An 18,414-nucleotide genomic window follows, 5' to 3' on the forward strand; every position below is an offset into this window, starting at 1 on the left:
TAACGCGATGCCACACAGAAGGCTTGGATTGGGCATGGTCGGCGGCGGGCAGGGTGCGTTCATCGGCGCGGTGCATCGGATCGCGGCGCGGCTCGACGATCGTTTCGAACTGGTGGCGGGTGCCTTGTCGTCCGACCCGCAGCGTGCGCAGGCGAGCGCCGCCGAGGCGGGCATCGCGCGCAGCTATGCGGACTGGCGCGAGATGGCGCGCGCCGAAGCCGCTCGCGACGACGGCATCGACGCGGTCGCGATCGTCACGCCGAACCATTTGCATGCGCCGGTGGCGACGGCGTTCCTCGAAGCGGGCATCCACGTGATCTGCGACAAGCCACTGGCGATTTCACTCGCCGAAGGCGAAGCGCTCGCGAAGCTCGCGCGCGACAAGGGCAAGCTCTTCGCGCTGACTCATACGTACTCCGGTTATCCCATGGTGCGTCATGCGCGCGAACTGGTCGAGCGCGGCGAACTGGGCGAGATTCGCGTGGTGCAGGTCGAATACGCGCAGGACTGGCTGGCCGAACCGGTTGAGACAAGCGGCGCGAACAGACAGGCCGGCTGGCGCACGGACCCGTCGCTGGCGGGACCGGCGGGCTGTCTCGGCGATATCGGCACGCATGCGTATCACCTCGCGTCCTTCGTCACGGCGATGACACCGCGGGCGCTGTCGGCGGAGTTGCACACCTTCGTGCCGGGACGCCGCATCGACGATCACGTGCAGGCGATGCTGCGTTACGCGAACGGCGCGCGCGGCATGTTGTGGGCGAGCCAGGTGGCGAGCGGCGCGGAGAATGCGCTGCGTCTGCGGGTGTATGGAACGAAGGCCGGCCTCGCATTCGATCAGGAGCAGCCGAACGAATTGTGGTTCACACCGCTAGGCGGGCTGGCGCAGCGCTTGACGCGAGGGCGCGTGCAAAGCGCGCTCGCCGCGCACGCGACGCGTGTGCCGTCGGGACATCCCGAAGGTTATCTGGAAGCGTTCGCGCAGTTGTACAAAGACGCGGCGTTGCAGATCGACGCGCTGGACGAAGGCCGCGCGCTGCCTGCGGAGAGTCTGCTACTCACGACGGTGGACGATGGTATCGCGGGGCTGCGCTTCATCGATGCCGTGCTCGCGAGTAGCGCGGCGGATGGGCAGTGGCGCGAGATTGAAAGGGCGTGAAGCGAGGAGGGCCGCTTAGCCGCCCTTACTCTTCCTGATCTGCTCTTCGAACGCGATATCGAGCTTGCTCGCCTTGCGCGGTTTCTGCGGACCGTACGCGTCGACGAACTTGACGAAGTCGTCGAGCGTCAACGGGTCAGAGACTTTCTTGTCGGAGCCGCTCGATTTGTCGACCAGATAGAACAGGCCGCCTGACAGGCTGATCGCGGCGAACAGCGGATTGCCGCTGCGCGTTTTCAGCCGTTCGACGGCGTGGATGGCTCGGGTGGTGCGCATGGTGTGGGACTGCTGATCGGGGAGAGACTGCTACTTTAACAATTTCGCCGACGCGGCGCGGCATGGCGTCAGCGCCTGACTACCCCTTACGCCGGAACACCGCGCGCGACCAGTCCGCCCGATCCTGCAGCACCGTATACACCACCGGCAGCACCACCAGCATCAGAATCGACGACGTAATCACCCCGCCGATCACCGTCTGCCCGAGCGGGCCGCGTTGTTCGCCGCCTTCGCCGAGCGCGGCGGCGAGCGGCAGCATGCCGAAGATCATCGCGAGCGTAGTCATCAGAATCGGCCGCAGACGCACGCGCGCCGCTTCGAGCAGTGCCTCGCGCCGCTCCATCATGCGGCCCTGGCCGGCTGCATCGAGGAAGGTGCCGCGCCGCGCCTGGTTCGCGAAGTCCACCAGCAGAATCGCGTTCTTGGTCACGAGCCCCATCAGCATCGCGAAGCCGATGATCGAGAACATGTTCAGCGTGCTGCCGAACAGCAGCAGCGCGATCAGCACGCCGATCAGCGTGAGCGGCGGCGACGCCATGATCGCGAGCGGCTGCGCGAAGCTCGCGAACTGTGACGCGAGAATCATGTAGATGAAAATCACCGCCAGCGCGAGCGCCTCGATCGCGTACACGAACGACTCCTGCATGCTCCTGGTCGAGCCCTCGAAGCGGTAGCGATAGCCGGCCGGCAGATGCATCGCATCGAGCGTTTTCGCGATGTCGGCGGCGACCTCGCCCGGCGAGCGGCCGTTCACGTTCGCCGAGAGCATCACCTCGCGTTGCAGATCGCGCCGGTTCAACACGTCGGGCCCGGTCGTTTTGACGATGTCCGCGATCTGCCGCAGCGGCACCAGCACCGGCGCGCCGTTTGCATCGGTGCGGTTGGTCGCGATCATCAGCCGCGCGCACGGGCATTTGCGCTTTGCTTACTGGCTCAGATAAACAAACTTGCCGTTCCTGATGGTGCCCATCACGCTTGCGCGCTGATCCAGGCCGACGTGGTCCTTCGGGCTCGTGTTGACGACGCCGTTCGGCACCACCAGTTCATGGGCATGTTCCAGCTCGTCGCGCAACGCGGCGCGGAACGCCGGCGTGCCCGGCTGCGCCGTCTTCAATGCACGCGCTACCGCGTCCTGCAAACGCGGATAGACGCCCGCCGCATCGCCCGCGAATTGCGTCACGCTGCCCGCGCCGTACTTCGCTTCATACTCGTTGGTGAAGGCGAGCGCCGCTTTCTTCGCCGGATGATCGGCCGGCAGCGTGCGCGCGACCACCACCGGCTGGGTCGGGAACAGCGTGCCTTCGACGTCCTTGCCGCCCAGCTTGATGAACTCCGGCGTCGCGATGCCGTGCGTCTGGTAGATCGGTCCCTTGTAGCCGCGTTCGATCAGCGTGCGCTGCGGCAGCACCGTCGGCGTACCGGCCCCGGCGATCAGGATCGCATCGGGCTTGGCGGCCATCAGCTTGAGAATCTGCCCGGTGACACTCGCGTCCGTGCGGTTATAGCGCTCGGTCGCAACCAGCTGGATATGGCGCAGCGCCGCGAACTTGCTGAACTCGTTGAGCCAGCTCTCGCCGTAGCCGTCCGCGAAACCGATGAAGCCCACCGTCTTCACGTTGTGATTGGCCATGTAGCGCGTCATCACGTCGGCCATCGCGCTGTCGGTCTGCGCCATCTTGTAGGCCCACACCTTCTTGCCTTCCTGCGGCTCGACCACGCTGGCCGAACCGATCAGCGTGATCATCGGCGTCTGGCTTTCGGCGACCGGATCGAGCGCGGCCATCGCGGCCGGCGTGATGTTCGGGCCGACGATCACGTCCACGTGGTCCTCGTTGATCAGCTTGCGGATGTTGCGCACGGCCGAGCCCGGGTCGGATGCGTCGTCGAGGAAGATGTAGTCGGCTTTCTGGCCGGCGATCGTCGCGGGCCACATCAGCATCGCGTTCTTGCTGGTGATGCCGATCACGGCCGCAGGACCCGTGCTCGACAGATCGATGCCGACCTTGAGGTCGGCATGGGCTGCGGTGGCGAGCAAGAGCGCGCCGAGAGCGGCGATGCCGCGAAGTTTGTTCTTATGCGACTTCATCGAGAAGGGTCTCCGTAGCAGGAAGCGAGGTGATATCAAAGTTCGTAGGTTTCGTGTTCGCCCTTGAGCGCCTGTTCGATCAGCTTGCGGTTCATGCTCGGCGACAGCAGTTCGACGAGCGTGTACACATAGCTGCGCAGATAGGCACCTTGTTTGAGCGCGACGCGCGTCACGTTGCTGCCGAACAGGTGGCCGACCGGCATTGCGCGCAAATGACGGTCGCGCTCGGCGTTGAACGCGATATCCGCCATGATGCCGACGCCGAGGCCCAGTTCCACATAGGTCTTGATCACGTCGGCGTCGATCGCCTCCAGCACGATGTCCGGATGCAGCCCGCGCAGACGGAACGCCTCGTTGATCTTGGTGCGGCCGGCGAATGCGTTGTCGTAGGTAATCAGCGGATACTGGGTCAGATCATCCAGCGCCAAAAGTTTGCGGTCGAGCAGCGGATGATCCGGCTGCATCACCGCGACGTGGTGCCACTGGAAGCACGGCAGCGACACCAGTTCCTTATAGTTGGCGATCGCTTCGGTGGCGATCGCGAGATCGGCCTGGTCGTGCAGCACCATCTCGGCGACCTGCGTCGGGCTGCCTTGCAGAATCGAAAGGTGGACTTTGGGGAAGCGCTTCTTGAACTCGGCGATCGCGGCGGGCAGCGAGTAGCGCGCCTGGGTGTGGGTCGCGGCGATGACGAGATTGCCCTGATCCTGCGCCGCGTAATCTTTACCGACGCGCTTCAGGCTCTCGACTTCCTGCAGGATTTTCTCGACCGACTGCAGAATGATGCGTCCCGGTTCGGTCAGCGAGCGCACGCGCTTGCCGTGCCGCGTGAAGATTTCGACGCCCAGCTCGTCCTCGAGCTCGATGATCGCCTTGGAAACGCCCGGCTGGCTGGTAAACAGCGCCTTCGCAGCTTCGGTGAGGTTGAAGTTCTGCCGCACAGCCTCGCGGACGAAGCGGAATTGATGCAGGTTCATATATAACCTCTCCGCATATAAAAAGAATTTTTTAGTCGTTTGAAATATAAGGCGAGTTTATTACGATCTGTCCATCTTTTTCAATATGGATATCTGTCTTTGTCATAAGCAAATGAGAGATGGGTCTAAACGCTCGTTTGCGGCAGCTGACTAAGACGGATATTCAAGGCGCGGCGGAACCGGTGCGCCGGCCGCCGGACCGCCGTGTGTCACGCCAAAAAATTGGGGTCCCCGAATGTACCAATACGATCAGTACGACCAGACCATCGTCGATGAACGGGTCGCGCAATACGCCGATCAGGTTCGCCGCCGCTTGTCGGGCGAATTGAGCGAAGAGGAGTTTCGTCCGCTGCGCCTGCAGAACGGCCTGTACTACCAGCGCCACGCGTACATGCACCGCATCGCGATTCCGTACGGCAACCTGCGCAGCGACCAGATGCGCGTGCTCGCGCAGATCGCGCGTGAACACGACCGCGGCTATGGCCATTTCTCGACGCGCTCGAACATCCAGTACAACTGGATCAAGCTCGAAGAAACGCCGGAAATCCTGCGCAAGCTCGCTGCGGTGCAGATGCACGGCATTCAGACCTCGGGCAACTGCATCCGCAACATCACCGCCGACCAGTTCGCCGGCGTAGCACCGGACGAAGTGGTCGATCCGCGTCCCTGGGCGGAAATCCTGCGCCAATGGTCGACGTTCCACCCGGAATTCGCGTGGCTGCCGCGTAAGTTCAAGATTGCCGTGTCGGGTTCGAAGGAAGACCGCGCCGCTGTGCAGGTTCACGACATGGGCGTGTATCTGAGGAAGAACGAGCAGGGCGAGCTGGTGGCCGACATCCTGGCCGGCGGCGGCATGGGCCGTACGCCGATCATCGGCGCGATCATCCGTACAGATTTGCCGTGGCAACACCTGCTGACGTATTGCGAAGCCGTGCTGCGCGTGTACAACCGCTATGGCCGCCGCGACAACATCTACAAGGCGCGCATCAAGATTCTCGTGAAGGCGTTGAGCCCGGAGAAATTCTCGGCGCAGGTCGAAGAAGAATGGCAGCACCTGAAGGACGGCCCGTCGACGCTCACGCAGGCTGAAGTGGATCGCGTGGTCCAGTACTTCCAGCCGCCGGTGTACGAGAAGCTGCCGGATACGGATGCGTCGTACGAAAAGCATCTGCTGGAAAGCCGCGCGTTCGCGCGCTGGGTCGAGCGTAACGTGCGGCCGCACAAGGTTGCGGGCTACGCATCGGTGACGCTGTCGCTGAAGCCGACCACCATCGCTCCGGGCGACGCCACCGACACGCAAATGGAAGCGGTCGCCGATTGGGCCGACGAGTATTCGCTCGGCGAAATCCGCGTGTCGCACGAACAGAACCTGATTCTCGCCAACGTCAAGAAGCGCGATCTGTTCGCGCTGTGGGAAAAGGCCAAGGCACAAGGTTTCGCCACGCCGAACATCGGCTTGCTGACCGACATCATCGCGTGCCCGGGCGGCGACTTCTGCTCGCTCGCGAATGCGAAGTCGATTCCGATCGCACTCGCGATCCAGGAACGCTTCAACGATCTCGACTACGTGTACGACCTCGGCGACGTGTCGCTGAACATCTCGGGCTGCATCAACGCGTGCGGTCACCACCACGTCGGCAACATCGGCATTCTGGGTGTCGATAAGGACGGCTCGGAGTGGTATCAGGTGACGCTCGGCGGCGAGCAGGGCACGGGCGCGACCGGCGCGCACCTCGGCCGCGTGATCGGCCCGTCGTTCTCGGCGGAAGAAATGCCGGACGTGATGAGCAAGGTGATCGACACCTTCGTGGAAAACCGCCACGAAGGCGAGCGCTTCATCGAAACGTACAACCGCATCGGCATCACCCCGTTCAAGGAACGTGTGTACGCCTCGCGTCAACCGGCTCACGCGTAACCGCGAAAAGGATACTGAACAGATGGCTTCTATCATCAAGAACCGCGCAATCGTCAACGATGACTGGACCCTTGTGCGTCCGGCGGAAGACGGCGCGCTGCCCGCGGTGAACGAATTGCCGGCCGGCAAGGTGCTGGTGCCGCTCGCGCTGTGGCAGGCTGAGCGTGAAGCGCTCGCTGCGTCGCGCAGTGCGGCCGAGATCGGCGTGTGGCTCGCGCCGGACAGCGAACCGGCGGATATCGTCGCCGACTTCGACAAGATTGCGCTGATCGCCGTGGATTTCCCGGTGTTCCGCGACGGCCGCGGCTACAGCATCGGCCGCCTGCTGCGCGAGCGTTATGGCTACAAGGGCGAGCTGCGCGCAATCGGTGACGTGCTGCGCGATCAGATCACGTTCATGTTCCGTTGCGGCTTCGACGCGTATGCGCTGCGCGCGGACAAGGACTTCGACGATGCGCTGAAGGCGTTCGACGAATTCAGCTTCAACTATCAGGGCGCGGTGAATTCGTCGCCGCTGTTCCGTCGCCGCGAGGCAGGCGAACTGCAAAAGGCGCCGGTATGAGCGACGCTCACACGCTGACACCGGAACTCGCCGCGAAGGTCGAGCGCCTCGATGCGCTGCTCGACTCGATCGCCGCGCGCCACGCGAACGTGAAGCTTGCCAGCAGCCTCGCAGCGGAAGACATGCTGCTCACCCACGCGATCCTCTCGCGCGGCGTGAAGGTCGGCATCTTCTCGCTGAATACGGGCCGCTTGCATGCGGAAACGCTCGGCATGCTCGATCGCGTGAAAGAGCGCTATGGCTACGAGATCGAACAGTTTCATCCGCAGGCAGCGGCAGTCGAGGAATACGTCGGCTCGCACGGTCTGAATGCGTTTTACGAAAGCGTCGATCTGCGCAAGCGCTGCTGCGAGATTCGCAAGGTCGAGCCGTTGAACCGCGCGCTGTCGGATGTCAGCGCCTGGGTGACGGGCCAGCGCCGTGAGCAGTCGGTGACGCGTGCCGAACTGCACGCGGAAGAGCACGACGCCGCGCGCAACATCGCCAAGTTCAATCCGCTGACGGACTGGACCGAAGCTGAAGTGTGGGATTACCTGAAAGCGTTCGACGTGCCGGTCAATCCGCTGCATGCGCGCGGTTATCCGAGCATCGGCTGCGAGCCGTGTACGCGCGCGATCCGTCCCGGCGAGGACAGCCGCGCAGGGCGCTGGTGGTGGGAGTCGCGCGATACGAAGGAATGCGGCCTGCACATCACGACGATTACCCCGATCGTCGAACGCAGCGAAAACGCTTCGGTCTGATATATCGCTACACTGAGGGCAGGCTCCCGGTTTGAACGGGTTGAACGCCGCCCGGATCGATTTGAATACTTGTGCTCCGGCGGGCAACCGCTCGCCGGGCAATCAACGAAGGACCCGACATGAGCACCACGCTCGATTCCACTGTGAACGCTCCGCTTACCAACACGGCGAACCGTATGGATCACCTCGACTGGCTCGAAGCCGAGTCGATCCACATCCTGCGCGAACTGGTCGCCGAATGCAGCAAGCCCGCACTGTTGTTCTCGGGCGGCAAGGACTCGGTCGTGGTGTTGCACCTCGCGCTGAAGGCCTTCGGCATCGGCGCGAATCGCAAGACCGTGTTGCCGTTCCCGCTCGTGCATATCGATACCGGCCACAACTACGGCGAAGTGATCGACTTCCGCGATCGCCGTGCGCAGGAGATTGGCGCGGAACTGGTGGTCGGCCACGTTGAAGATTCGATCAAGCGCGGCACCGTGCGTCTGCGCCGCGAAACGGATTCGCGCAACGCCGCGCAAGCCGTGACGTTGCTCGAAACCATCGAACAGTACGGCTATACCGCGCTGATCGGCGGCGCGCGCCGCGACGAAGAGAAGGCCCGCGCGAAAGAGCGCATCTTCTCGTTCCGCGACGAGTTCGGCCAATGGGACCCGAAGGCGCAACGCCCGGAACTGTGGAGCCTGTACAACGCGCGTCTGCATAACGGCGAACACCTGCGCGTGTTCCCTATCTCGAACTGGACCGAACTCGACGTGTGGCAGTACATCGCTCGCGAACAGCTCGAACTGCCATCGATCTACTACGCGCACCAACGCGAGATCGTGCGCCGCAACGGCCTGCTCGTGCCGGTCACGCCGCTCACGCCGATGCGTGAAGGCGAAGTCAGCGAAAACGCGCAGGTGCGTTTCCGCACCGTCGGCGACATCAGCTGCACGTGCCCGGTGGAAAGCGACGCGGACGATATCGAGAAGATCATCGCCGAAACGGCCGTGACCGAAATCACGGAACGCGGCGCGACGCGGATGGACGATCAGGTCTCCGAAGCCGCGATGGAACAGCGTAAGAAGCAAGGTTATTTCTAAGCACACGAGGGTAAGACAATCATGAGTGGTATTCATCAACCAGAAGACCTCGGCGTGCTGCGTTTCATCACTGCGGGTAGCGTCGACGACGGCAAGAGCACGTTGATCGGCCGCCTGCTGTACGACAGCAAGGCCGTGTTGAGCGACCAGCTCTCGGCGCTCTCGCGCGCGAAGAACAAGCGCACCGTCGGCGACGAAATCGATCTGTCGCTGCTGACCGACGGCCTCGAAGCCGAGCGCGAGCAGGGCATCACGATCGACGTCGCGTACCGTTACTTCGCTACCGCGAAGCGCAAGTTCATCATCGCCGACACGCCGGGCCACGAGCAGTACACGCGCAACATGGTGACGGGCGCGTCGACCGCGCACGCGGCGATCATTCTCGTCGACGCGACGCGCGTGACGTTCGTCGATGGCGTCGCGCAACTGCTGCCGCAAACCAAGCGCCATAGCGCGATCGTCAAGCTGCTCGGCTTGCAGCACGCGATCGTCGCCATCAACAAGATGGATCTGGTCGACTACAGCGAGCAACGCTTCAACGAGATTCGCGACGCGTATGTCGAACTCGCGCGCCAACTCGGCCTGACCGATGTGCGTTTCGTGCCGGTGTCGGCACTGAAGGGCGACAACATTGTGACGGCCAGCGAAAGCATGCCTTGGTACGCGGGCGAGCCGCTGCTGGACCTGCTCGAAGCGCTGCCGGTCGAAGTGCCGACCGGCCAGGCGCTGCGTTTCCCGGTGCAATGGGTGGCGCGCCAGGACGGCAACCAGGCCGACGATTTCCGTGGCTACATGGGCCGTGTCGAAGCGGGCGAAGTGAAGCTCGGCGACACGATCGTCGTGTTGCCGGCCAACCGTGAAGCAACGGTTGCCGAGATCATCGCGCCGGTGGTGGGCGGCACGGCTGCGGTGGATCGCGCGTTCGCGGGCCAGACAGTGACGATCCGTCTCGCGGAAGACGTCGACGTGTCGCGCGGCGACACCTTCGTGCTGCGTGAAGCGGCGCCGGAACCGGCGAAGAAGCTCGAAGCAGACCTGTGCTGGTTCGACGACACGCCGCTGTCGACGCAGCGCAAGTATCTGTTGAAGCAGACCACCAGCACGGTGTTCGCGCGAATCGGCGCGATCAAGGAAGTGCTCGACGTGCATACGCTGTCGCAAGCAACCGATCGCAAGGAACTCGCGATGAACGATATCGGCCGCGTTGCGCTGACGTTGCAGAAGCCGCTGGTGTGCGACGTGTACGACTCGCATCAGGGCACGGGCGCATTCGTGCTGATCGACGAAGCGACGCACCACACCGTCGCGGCCGGGATGATCCGGGCGTTTTCGGCGTAAGCGGAGAGGGGCGTCCGGCGGCGCGGTGTGACGATGCAGCGCGATGCGATGTGATGCGTCGTTGCTCGGCGCTGGCGCCCTAACCAACAGGTTGATGCAAATGGGTAAGGTTTATCTGATCGGCGCGGGGCCGGGTGCGGCGGATCTGATTACGGTGCGCGGCGCACGGCTGCTCGGCGCCGCCGACGTCGTGCTGCACGACGCGCTGGTCGAGCCGGCCATGCTCGACTACGCGCCTTCGCACGCAAAGCGGATTGCGGTGGGCAAGCGCTGCGGGCAACTGTCGACGGCTCAGCAGTTCATCAACAAGCAGATCGTGGATGCCGCGTTGGAGCACGAGGTGGTGGTGCGTCTGAAGGGCGGCGATCCGATGCTGTTCGGGCGTGCCGATGAAGAAATGCGGGCGCTGGAAGCGGCGGGCATCGAGTATGAGGTGGTGCCGGGGATTACCGCGGCGCTCGCGAGTGCGGCATCGTTGAAGCGGTCGTTGACGCTAAGAGGCGTGTCGCGCAGTGTGGCGCTGGCGACGTTCAGCCGTGCGCCCGGGTCCGATGAGATTCGCGAGCAGGTGAATGCGGATTCGCTCGTGTTTTACATGGGCCGCGATAGCGGGGTAGAAATCGCGCAACAACTGATCGATGCCGGGAAGCCGGTGACGACGCCGGTCGCGATCGTCGAGGCTTGCAGCACGGAGCGCGAGCGGATGCTCACGCTGACGCTCGAGGATCTGGCTGCGGGTGAGGCGCAACGGTGGGTGGACGCATCGCAACCGAGTTTGCTGATGATCGGCGAGGCGTTTGCTGACCGGCGGCAGTCGGTGGTGCGGATCGTGGATGGGATGTTGGTGGCGGCTTAGGTTTGTGTTGCCTGCGCTGACGGAATGTTCGGCGTTCGGCGACATCGCTTGCTTGCTACGGGAAAGGCGCATTGATTGCGCCTTTTTTCACGTCTGGGGCAGGGCACAGCGAGGTTGTGTCAGTGTGTTGCGGCGATGGACCGTGGGATGGTCTTGAAGCGAACCTGCTTGAGTTGCGCGGCCTTGGATGTGCTGATCCGTTTGCGACTCTCCGATGCCGCCCTTGTCGCTTTTGCCAGAAGATTTGTTGCGCGGCGGGCGGTGATTCGGCTTTGGGCGATTCCCTTCGCATCCAGCGCGATGACCTGGTACAACTCCAGGTCAGTTTCTACTTCTCGCTGGTAATCCTCGCCCGTATCGATCAATAGTCCCGGCAGTCTCCGCTGGCGCGATCTTTCGTCTCGCGTTAGAGCGGGGCTTCTGTAGATCGACGCTGCGAGTGTGACCAGCTTGTCCAACTGGCTTATCTGTCTTTCGATGAGTCCGAAAGCGGATAGCGCGAGTTTTTCGTATTGGAGAGCATCAACAGGTGGGCGCGAGGCGGTTCGAAAATGCTTGGCGGATTTACTCATGTGCGATCTCCCTGAAACTTGGCTGGATCGCCCGACACTCGCTTGCAAGGGGTGAGCGGGCACAGTGACAAGGTTGGCAGACTGGCTCACACCCACACCAGCAGACCCGGAGGTCTCCTATATCACGGCCCGCCCATAGAAGGACGTGCAGAAGCAGACGCGTTCTGCTGAGCCCAGGTTGGGTGTGAGATGTGCAGACTGCCAAGCCTGACCGTTGCTGTCTTGACGGCGAAATCAGTTTAAAACGTGTCGCTCAGGGAGTGATTACGTGGGCACGTTAAAGAGCGCGCGAAGCGAGCATTTCTGAAATTTCCGAATGGCCTGATGAACGAAGGCCAGCGTGCCGAGCAGAAACTTCAGCGTAAAAGGTAGGGGATGTTTGATGAAGTACCGCGACGGCGCGCGCAGCGCCGCCGGAAGAATGACTGCCTTGTCACGGGGGCGGAATGTGCGAGAGCACAGATTCCAGATGCACCACTGCCCCCTCCAAGCCAGGGGACCCGCTTAAGAATTAGCGGTGTGAAGCCGCTTTCTTTGCTTACTTTCTTTGCGGCGGCAAAGAAAGTAAGTGCCGCCCCGCACAGGGGCAACGCTAATAGACCACCGTGAATTCAAGGAAAGGCCAACACCCGACTAGCACACCCAAAGCGCCGCGCAGGCAAAACAAACCAGGCATCAAACCTGCCGCAAACAATAAAGCGCGACAGCATCGAGCACACCCTCATCCTCACCCACAGCGCCAGCGCATTTAATCTCGACAGAAGGGTGCAACTCACGACACCGCTGGATGATTTCAGGCAAATCCCTCCTGACATGCCCACCTTGCCCAAAAAAAACAGGCACAACGGTAACCCCATCACATCCCTGAGCAACAAGCCCATCCACCGCCGTAGGCAAATCCGGCTCCATCAACTCAAGAAAGGCCAACATCACAGGCCCGCCAGCATCGCCAGAACCGCGCACGGCCCGCAGCTTGTCGGCAAGCCTCTCAAACGGCTCCCGCCACCGCACATCCCTCGCGCCATGCCCAAACAGAACCAACCCATGCATAGCCATGACGATAACCCCTAATGCCGGTCAACCCACTTCAACCCAACCAACCCAAGCACCAGATAAACGAGCCCAGGCGTAGCCGCAGTCAAAGGCGCAGGCCAGGTATTCAACGTCCCGATATGCGAGAACAGCGTATTGAACAACTGGAAGCTCATCCCGAGCATAATCCCGCCGAACACCTTCACACCCACAACCCCAGCCCGCGTATGCAAATACGCAAACGGCAACGACAACACCAGCATCACGAACACCGCAAACGGATACAGCACCTTGCGCCACAGCGCGATCTCATAACGCTGGGTGTCCTGATGATTCTCGGTCAAATGCTGGATATAGCGGAACAGATTGAACATCGACATCCGATCCGGCGCCACCAGCAGCACCGACAGAATCTGCGGCGTCAATTCGGAGCGCAGCGAGTACTCCGGCAACGACACCTGCTTCGCGCGATACACCGGATTGAGCGCATCGGCGGGCGTGCCCGGAGGAGGGGGCACGTCGAGCAATTGCGTATCGGTGACACCCGTCAGTTGCCAGTGCCCCGGCGGCTGAAACCGGCCGCTTTGCGCGGTGCGCACATTCGACAACCGGAACTTCGAATCGAACTCATAGATGCGCACGTTGGCGATCGTCGCGTCCGGCTTCAACTCGCCGACGTTCACGAAGCGCGTCACCTGCTCGCCGTCCGCGCGCGCGGTGAGCGTGTCCTTCACCCACACGCCCGACTGAAAGTTGGTCGACACCGACGAACCCAGCGCCTCGAGCCGCACCCGCTCCGACAGCTGATCCGTGTACGGGCCGACCACTTCGCCAATCAGATACGTGAGGAACACGAGCGGAATGCCGATCTTCATCAGCGAGCGCAGTGCCTGATTGGTCGCGAGGCCCGACACACGAAAAATCGTGTACTCGGAATTCGCCGCCATCTGCGCAAACACGTAGATCGCGCTGATCAACGCGGCGACCGGAATGATTTCGTAGAAGCGCGACGGCGTTTGCAACGCAACGCGCAGCACCGCGTACTGGAACTTGTAGTTGCCGTGCCCGACCGAGTTCAGTTCGTTGATCAGGTCGAAGAAGAAGAACAGACCCGAAAACGCAAACAGAATGAAGATGAACGTGAGATAGATCTGACGCGCGAAATACCTTTCATAGATGCGCATCGGTCAGGCTCCCTGCGAACGGCTGAACATGGCCCGCGTGAAGAGCGGCCGGTTGCGCACGCGCAGCCAGAAGATGAACGCGACGATTGCCGCCACGATGACGTGCAGGATCACGAGCCCCACCCCGAACGACATCTTGCCCTGCTCGATCCACGACTGCACCACGTTCAGCAGATTCGAATACGTCAGATAGATCAGCACGGCCATCACCAGATTGATGGTGCGGCTGCGGCGCGGATTCTGGTGCGCAAGCGGTATGGCCAGCAGCATCAGGTTGATCGCGATCAGCGGCAGCCCCGCGCGCCACGCAAATTCGGCGAGGTTGTCTTTGGTCGGATTGCGCAGCAGCGTGAGCGTGGGCGTGCCGGTGGTGGTCGGCGTATTGACGACCGGCTGGCTCTGGATCTTCACGCCATAGCGCTCGAACTCCATGATGCGGAAATCGGGATGGCCAGGCTCGCCGTCATAGCGCCGCCCGTTTTCCAGCACGACGAAGCGGTCGCCGTTCTTGTGCGTCTCGGTATGGCCGAACTTCGAGACCACCACGTTGACCTTGCCGCCTTCCGTGCTGGTCACGAAGACATTCTCGACGCGCCCCTGGTCGGGCGACATCTTCTCGATGAAGAACACCCGGTGGCTCGCAGCCGACTCGCGGAACTGGCCCGGCGCGAGCAGCGAGACCTCGTCGCGCTGCTGGAAGCGCGCGCGGATCAGCTTGCTCTGCTGGTTCGACCACGGCCAGCCGACGAACACGAAGAACATGATGAGGATGATGATCGGCGTGGCAAAAATACCGATCGGCTTGATGAATTGCGTGAGGCTCACGCCCGAGGACAGCCACACGACCATCTCGGAGTCTTTGTACCAGCGCGTGAGGACGAACAGGATCGACACGAACAGGGTCGCGACGAGCATGATCGCCAGATAGCCGATCACGGTGAGGCCGATCAGGACCAGCACGTCGCGCGGGTCGATCTCGCCCTGGGCCGCGAAGCCGACGATGCGGATCATCATCGTCGTCAACACGAGCGTGAGGAGAACCATGAACACGGCACCAGCCGTATACGCGAGTTCGCGCTGGAGGGAGCGTTCGAAGATCATTATTGATGACGAGAGGGGGCGCTCTCAGTGACGCGCGGGTTCGTTCCCGTCACGCCTCCGGTGCAGCCGCCGCGGGAAAAATAGCGGATAATTGCGGCTTTCATCCTAAGCCCAGATTTTATCCGAGGACAAGCGCGATGGACTTTAGCATAAAAGCCTGTGATTGGACCAAAGGCTCGTCAAACGGTTTCCTCACCGGGAAGTCGGATTGCATCGTAATCGGTGTGTTCGAGTCGCAAACGCTCTCGGGCGCGGCGCTTGAGATCGACGAGGCCACCCGCGGCCTGCTGACCCGCATCATCAAGGCCGGCGACATGGACGGCAAGGCCGGCACCACGCTGTTCCTGCACGAAGTGTCGGGCATCGGCGCGTCGCGCGTGCTGCTGGTCGGCCTCGGCAAGCAGGATGCCTTCAGCCAGAAAGCCTATGGCGACGCCGTGCGGGCCGCATGGCGTGCGCTGCTGCCCACCAAGATCGTCCAGGTCACCTTCACGCTGGCCCAGTTGCCGGTGCTCGAGCGCACCGCCGATTGGGGCGTGCGCGCCGCGATCCTCGCGCTGCGCGAGCTGACCTACAAGTTCACGCAGATGAAGAGCAAGCCGGACAACTCGGCGCGCGCCTTGAAGCGCATCGTCTTCAGCGTGAATACCGGCGACGAGAAGGCCGCCAAGCTGGCCGCGAAGCAGGGAGCGGCGCTCGCCAACGGCATGGACCTCACGCGCGACCTCGGCAACCTGCCGAGCAACGTCTGCACGCCGAGCTACCTCGCCAGCACCGCGAAGAAACTCGCCAAGGACTGGAAGCTGAAGGTCGAAGTGCTCGGCGAGAAGCAATGCGAAGCGCTCAAGATGGGCTCGTTCCTGTCGGTCACGGCCGGCTCGGTCGAACCGGCGCAGTTCATCGTGCTGCAGTACCAGGGCGGCGCTGCGAAGGCCGCGCCGGTGGTGCTGGTCGGCAAGGGCGTCACGTTCGACACCGGCGGCATCTCGCTGAAGCCGGGCGAGGGCATGGACGAGATGAAGTACGACATGTGCGGCGCCGGCTCGGTGCTGGGCACGTTGCGCGCGGTCGCCGAAATGGGCCTGAAGATCAACGTGGTCGGCATCATCCCGGCGGTCGAGAACATGCCGTCGGCCACCGCCACCAAGCCGGGCGACATCGTCACCAGCATGAAGGGCCTGACGATCGAAGTGCTGAACACCGACGCCGAAGGCCGCCTGATCCTGTGCGATGCGCTCACTTACGCCGAGCGCTTCAAGCCGGCCGCGGTGATCGACATCGCCACGCTCACGGGCGCGTGCATCATCGCGCTCGGCCATCACAACAGCGGCCTCTTCTCGAAAGACGACGCGCTCGCGGGCGAGCTGCTCGACGCGTCGCGTGAAGCGTCCGACCCGGCCTGGCGCCTGCCGCTCGACGACGAGTATCAGGACCAGTTGAAGTCGAATTTCGCCGATATCGCCAATATCGGCGGCCGTCCGGCCGGCAGCGTCACGGCGGCCTGCTTCCTGTCGCGCTTCACGGACGCTTATCCGTGGGCGCATCTGGATATCGCCGGCACCGCGTGGAAGAGCGGCGCGGCGAAGGGCGCCACCGGCCGTCCGGTGCCTTTGCTCGCGCAGTTCCTGATCGACAGGGCCGCGGACGGTCGCGCCGCACAATGACGCATTGCAGTCAGCCCGCGGGCGCAGTCACAACCGTTGCGGCGGAAGCTGGGGCGAGCCGCCGATGACGAGAATCGATTTTCACTCGAACGTCGGCGACTCGCTGCTGTATGCGTGCCGCCTGCTGCGCAAGGCGTATCAGGCGGGCCAGCCGACCATCGTGCTGGCCGAGCCCGCGCGCCTGCGGGCCCTCGATGAACAGTTGTGGACCTTTTCGCCGCTCGACTTCGTCCCGCACTGCATGGCCGGCACGCCGCTCGCCGCGCAAACCCCGATCGTGCTGACCACGAGTCTCGACGACGTGCCGCATCACCAGATACTGCTCAATCTCGGCGCGACGGTGCCGGCGCAGTTCGCGCGTTTCGAAAGATTGCTGGAAGTGGTCGGTAACGCACACGAGGAACTCGTTGCGGGCCGCGAGCGTTATCGCTTCTATCGCGATCGCGGCTATGCTTTGAACAACTACAAGCAAGGCAGTTAGTTTTCATCCGCCTGCATCGCGCCGGTTTCGTCGTGTGCAGGCGCATGACCGACGGCTGCGATTTGCTGGCATTCTGCTTCGGCTTCGACTCAAACACGGAGAGCGCACGTGTCCGACCCCAACGATAATTCGATTCCGGTTCTGCACGAGATTCTCGTACCGGGCCGCGAACCCCAGGCGCGCGAAGGAACGGCTGGTGCACCGGCGGCTCAGCCGGCGCCGCCCGAACAACCCGACCGGCTGCGGGAACCCGGTTTCAGGACGGAACCCGCGCTTGCGCCGCAACCGGCGCAGGCGAACGAACCTGGCCTGACGCCGGAGCCTGAGCTGGCGCCGCAACCGGTGCTGGCGTCGGAGCAGACGCACGCGCCGGAGTCGGTTCTTGCGCCGGAGCCTGCGCATGCGGCAGAACCCGCTTTCACGCCCGCTTCTTCGGGCCCCTCACAAGCCGCGCACCCAGCGGAGCCCGTGGTCACACCGGAGCCGCAAGCGCTGCATGCGGCGGAGCACGCTCATCCGAAAAGGCGCTTGCGGCTGCATCATGGCACTGAGCACGACGACCACGGGCATGTATCGCCGGGTGTGTTCGACCGAACCGAACCGGCTGCGCCGCTCGAAGCGGGCACGATCGTGCCGCCGGACATCGCTCACGAAGCCGCAGTCGCCGCGCCACCACAGCAGGATCTCGACGCCGACGTCATTGCCGAGCGTCTGCGCGGACGCTTCGCGGGTTTCCTGACGGGCGAGGGACGCGGCATCATCGAAGCGCGTTGCCGCGATGCTTTGCAGGAGCACACCACGTTGCTCGTCAGCCAGATCACGCGTGAAGTGGCGCTGACGCTGGAAACCGAAATGACCGGCTGGGTGCGTGAAGCGGTGGAAGAAGAGATCGCGCGGCGCGCGAGCCGCGGCTAAAGGTTCGCGGCGGATCGTACAAGGCGGCGTCGCGGAGGACGCCCGCACCGGGCGCCTTCAATGCGGCGCCCGTTTCATTTGAGCGTCAGCACCCAGGCCGCCAGTGTGGCCGCCTGATCGGGCGTGAGTTGGGTATTCGCGGGCATCGGCACCGGACCCCACACGCCTGTGCTGCCATCCAGAATCTTGTGCTTCAGGTAAAGGGCGGCGTCTTCGCGTCCGGCATATCTCGCCGCGACCTCGTGCAGTGCCGGTCCCATGAAGGAGCGCGTAACCGAATGGCAACTCATGCAGTTCTGCTGCTGGGCCAACACGAGACCGGCGGGCGCCTCGGCATGCGCGGCCGGACTGCCGGTGCTCAACGTGGCGCCCAGCATGACGGCTGCTGCGACCGCTGCATACGACATTGATTTCATTGTGGTCTCCGTCGGTGCAGGTGCCCGACTCGTGGTGCGAGCATTATAAAAGGAAAGA

Annotated in this window: 18 protein-coding genes and 1 pseudogene; 10 read left to right on the top strand and 9 right to left on the bottom strand. The window is 63.1% G+C overall.

Annotation, left to right across the window (positions count from 1 at the left end):
* Positions 1-7 precede the first annotated feature (7 nt).
* Complete coding sequence (locus ACZ9H4_RS06110) at positions 8-1,159, top strand: Gfo/Idh/MocA family protein (RefSeq protein ID WP_476118488.1); 1,152 nt, start codon at positions 8-10, stop codon at positions 1,157-1,159.
* A gap of 15 nt (positions 1,160-1,174) precedes the next feature.
* On the opposite strand, the gene ACZ9H4_RS06115 is transcribed toward ACZ9H4_RS06110, so the two are convergent.
* The 4 genes and pseudogenes from ACZ9H4_RS06115 to ACZ9H4_RS06130 form a co-directional block, all read right to left on the bottom strand.
* The gene (locus ACZ9H4_RS06115; protein ID WP_408141531.1) at positions 1,175-1,435 is read right to left on the bottom strand and encodes a hypothetical protein; all 261 of its coding nucleotides are present in this window, start codon (positions 1,433-1,435) and stop codon (positions 1,175-1,177) included.
* Positions 1,436-1,514: 79 nt separating this feature from the next.
* Positions 1,515-2,333: pseudogene (locus ACZ9H4_RS06120) on the bottom strand (efflux RND transporter permease subunit); the annotation flags it as partial.
* 27 nt (positions 2,334-2,360) lie between these two features.
* Positions 2,361-3,521, bottom strand: a complete 1,161-nt coding sequence (locus ACZ9H4_RS06125; protein WP_408141532.1) for an ABC transporter substrate-binding protein — start codon at positions 3,519-3,521, stop codon at positions 2,361-2,363.
* A gap of 35 nt (positions 3,522-3,556) precedes the next feature.
* The gene (locus ACZ9H4_RS06130) at positions 3,557-4,498 is read right to left on the bottom strand and encodes a CysB family HTH-type transcriptional regulator (protein WP_149671579.1); all 942 of its coding nucleotides are present in this window, start codon (positions 4,496-4,498) and stop codon (positions 3,557-3,559) included.
* Between the two features lie 235 nt (positions 4,499-4,733).
* Here ACZ9H4_RS06130 and ACZ9H4_RS06135 point away from each other — a divergent pair, with 235 nt between their 5' ends.
* The 6 genes from ACZ9H4_RS06135 (at position 4,734) to cobA (ending at position 10,991) form a co-directional block, all read left to right on the top strand.
* Entirely contained in the window at positions 4,734-6,413 is a 1,680-nt protein-coding gene (locus ACZ9H4_RS06135; RefSeq protein WP_408141533.1) for a nitrite/sulfite reductase, read from the top strand.
* Between the two features lie 22 nt (positions 6,414-6,435).
* Positions 6,436-6,975, top strand: a complete 540-nt coding sequence (locus tag ACZ9H4_RS06140; protein WP_408141534.1) for a DUF934 domain-containing protein — start codon at positions 6,436-6,438, stop codon at positions 6,973-6,975.
* Complete coding sequence (locus ACZ9H4_RS06145; RefSeq protein WP_476118490.1) at positions 6,972-7,715, top strand: phosphoadenylyl-sulfate reductase; 744 nt, start codon at positions 6,972-6,974, stop codon at positions 7,713-7,715. Before ACZ9H4_RS06140 ends, ACZ9H4_RS06145 begins: the two co-directional genes overlap by 4 nt.
* Before the next feature lie 119 nt (positions 7,716-7,834).
* A complete protein-coding gene (gene cysD / locus ACZ9H4_RS06150; RefSeq protein WP_476118491.1) occupies positions 7,835-8,797 on the top strand; it encodes a sulfate adenylyltransferase subunit CysD in 963 nt (320 codons plus the stop codon).
* Positions 8,798-8,818: 21 nt separating this feature from the next.
* Positions 8,819-10,135: a sulfate adenylyltransferase subunit 1 gene (locus tag ACZ9H4_RS06155; protein WP_408141537.1), complete on the top strand. Its 1,317-nt coding sequence runs from the start codon at positions 8,819-8,821 to the stop codon at positions 10,133-10,135.
* A 100-nt stretch (positions 10,136-10,235) separates the two neighbouring features.
* On the top strand, positions 10,236-10,991 hold the full coding sequence (gene cobA / locus ACZ9H4_RS06160; RefSeq protein WP_476118493.1) for a uroporphyrinogen-III C-methyltransferase: 756 nt from the start codon (positions 10,236-10,238) through the stop codon (positions 10,989-10,991).
* 119 nt (positions 10,992-11,110) lie between these two features.
* On the opposite strand, the gene ACZ9H4_RS06165 is transcribed toward cobA, so the two are convergent.
* The 4 genes from ACZ9H4_RS06165 to lptF all read right to left on the bottom strand — a co-directional run bounded on the left by ACZ9H4_RS06165 (position 11,111) and on the right by lptF (position 14,880).
* Positions 11,111-11,563, bottom strand: a complete 453-nt coding sequence (locus tag ACZ9H4_RS06165; protein WP_476118495.1) for a hypothetical protein — start codon at positions 11,561-11,563, stop codon at positions 11,111-11,113.
* Between the two features lie 675 nt (positions 11,564-12,238).
* A complete protein-coding gene (locus ACZ9H4_RS06170) occupies positions 12,239-12,619 on the bottom strand; it encodes a sirohydrochlorin chelatase (RefSeq protein WP_408324613.1) in 381 nt (126 codons plus the stop codon).
* Between the two features lie 11 nt (positions 12,620-12,630).
* Entirely contained in the window at positions 12,631-13,779 is a 1,149-nt protein-coding gene (gene lptG, locus ACZ9H4_RS06175; RefSeq protein WP_408141541.1) for an LPS export ABC transporter permease LptG, read from the bottom strand.
* A 3-nt stretch (positions 13,780-13,782) separates the two neighbouring features.
* Positions 13,783-14,880: an LPS export ABC transporter permease LptF gene (lptF, locus tag ACZ9H4_RS06180; protein WP_408141542.1), complete on the bottom strand. Its 1,098-nt coding sequence runs from the start codon at positions 14,878-14,880 to the stop codon at positions 13,783-13,785.
* 137 nt (positions 14,881-15,017) lie between these two features.
* Between lptF and ACZ9H4_RS06185 the strand changes: the two genes are divergently transcribed.
* The 3 genes from ACZ9H4_RS06185 to ACZ9H4_RS06195 all read left to right on the top strand — a co-directional run bounded on the left by ACZ9H4_RS06185 (position 15,018) and on the right by ACZ9H4_RS06195 (position 17,940).
* Positions 15,018-16,544, top strand: coding sequence for a leucyl aminopeptidase (locus ACZ9H4_RS06185; RefSeq protein WP_408152903.1), 1,527 nt, complete (start codon positions 15,018-15,020; stop codon positions 16,542-16,544).
* 64 nt (positions 16,545-16,608) lie between these two features.
* On the top strand, positions 16,609-17,025 hold the full coding sequence (locus tag ACZ9H4_RS06190; protein ID WP_408324611.1) for a DNA polymerase III subunit chi: 417 nt from the start codon (positions 16,609-16,611) through the stop codon (positions 17,023-17,025).
* Positions 17,026-17,133: 108 nt separating this feature from the next.
* Entirely contained in the window at positions 17,134-17,940 is an 807-nt protein-coding gene (locus ACZ9H4_RS06195; RefSeq protein ID WP_476118497.1) for a DUF2486 family protein, read from the top strand.
* A 74-nt stretch (positions 17,941-18,014) separates the two neighbouring features.
* Here the strand turns inward: ACZ9H4_RS06195 and ACZ9H4_RS06200 are convergent, their stop codons facing one another.
* Positions 18,015-18,356, bottom strand: coding sequence for a c-type cytochrome (locus ACZ9H4_RS06200; RefSeq protein ID WP_408141546.1), 342 nt, complete (start codon positions 18,354-18,356; stop codon positions 18,015-18,017).
* Between the last annotated feature and the right edge of the window lie 58 nt (positions 18,357-18,414).

The sequence above is a fragment of the Paraburkholderia sp. TE9906 genome (assembly GCF_056279605.1).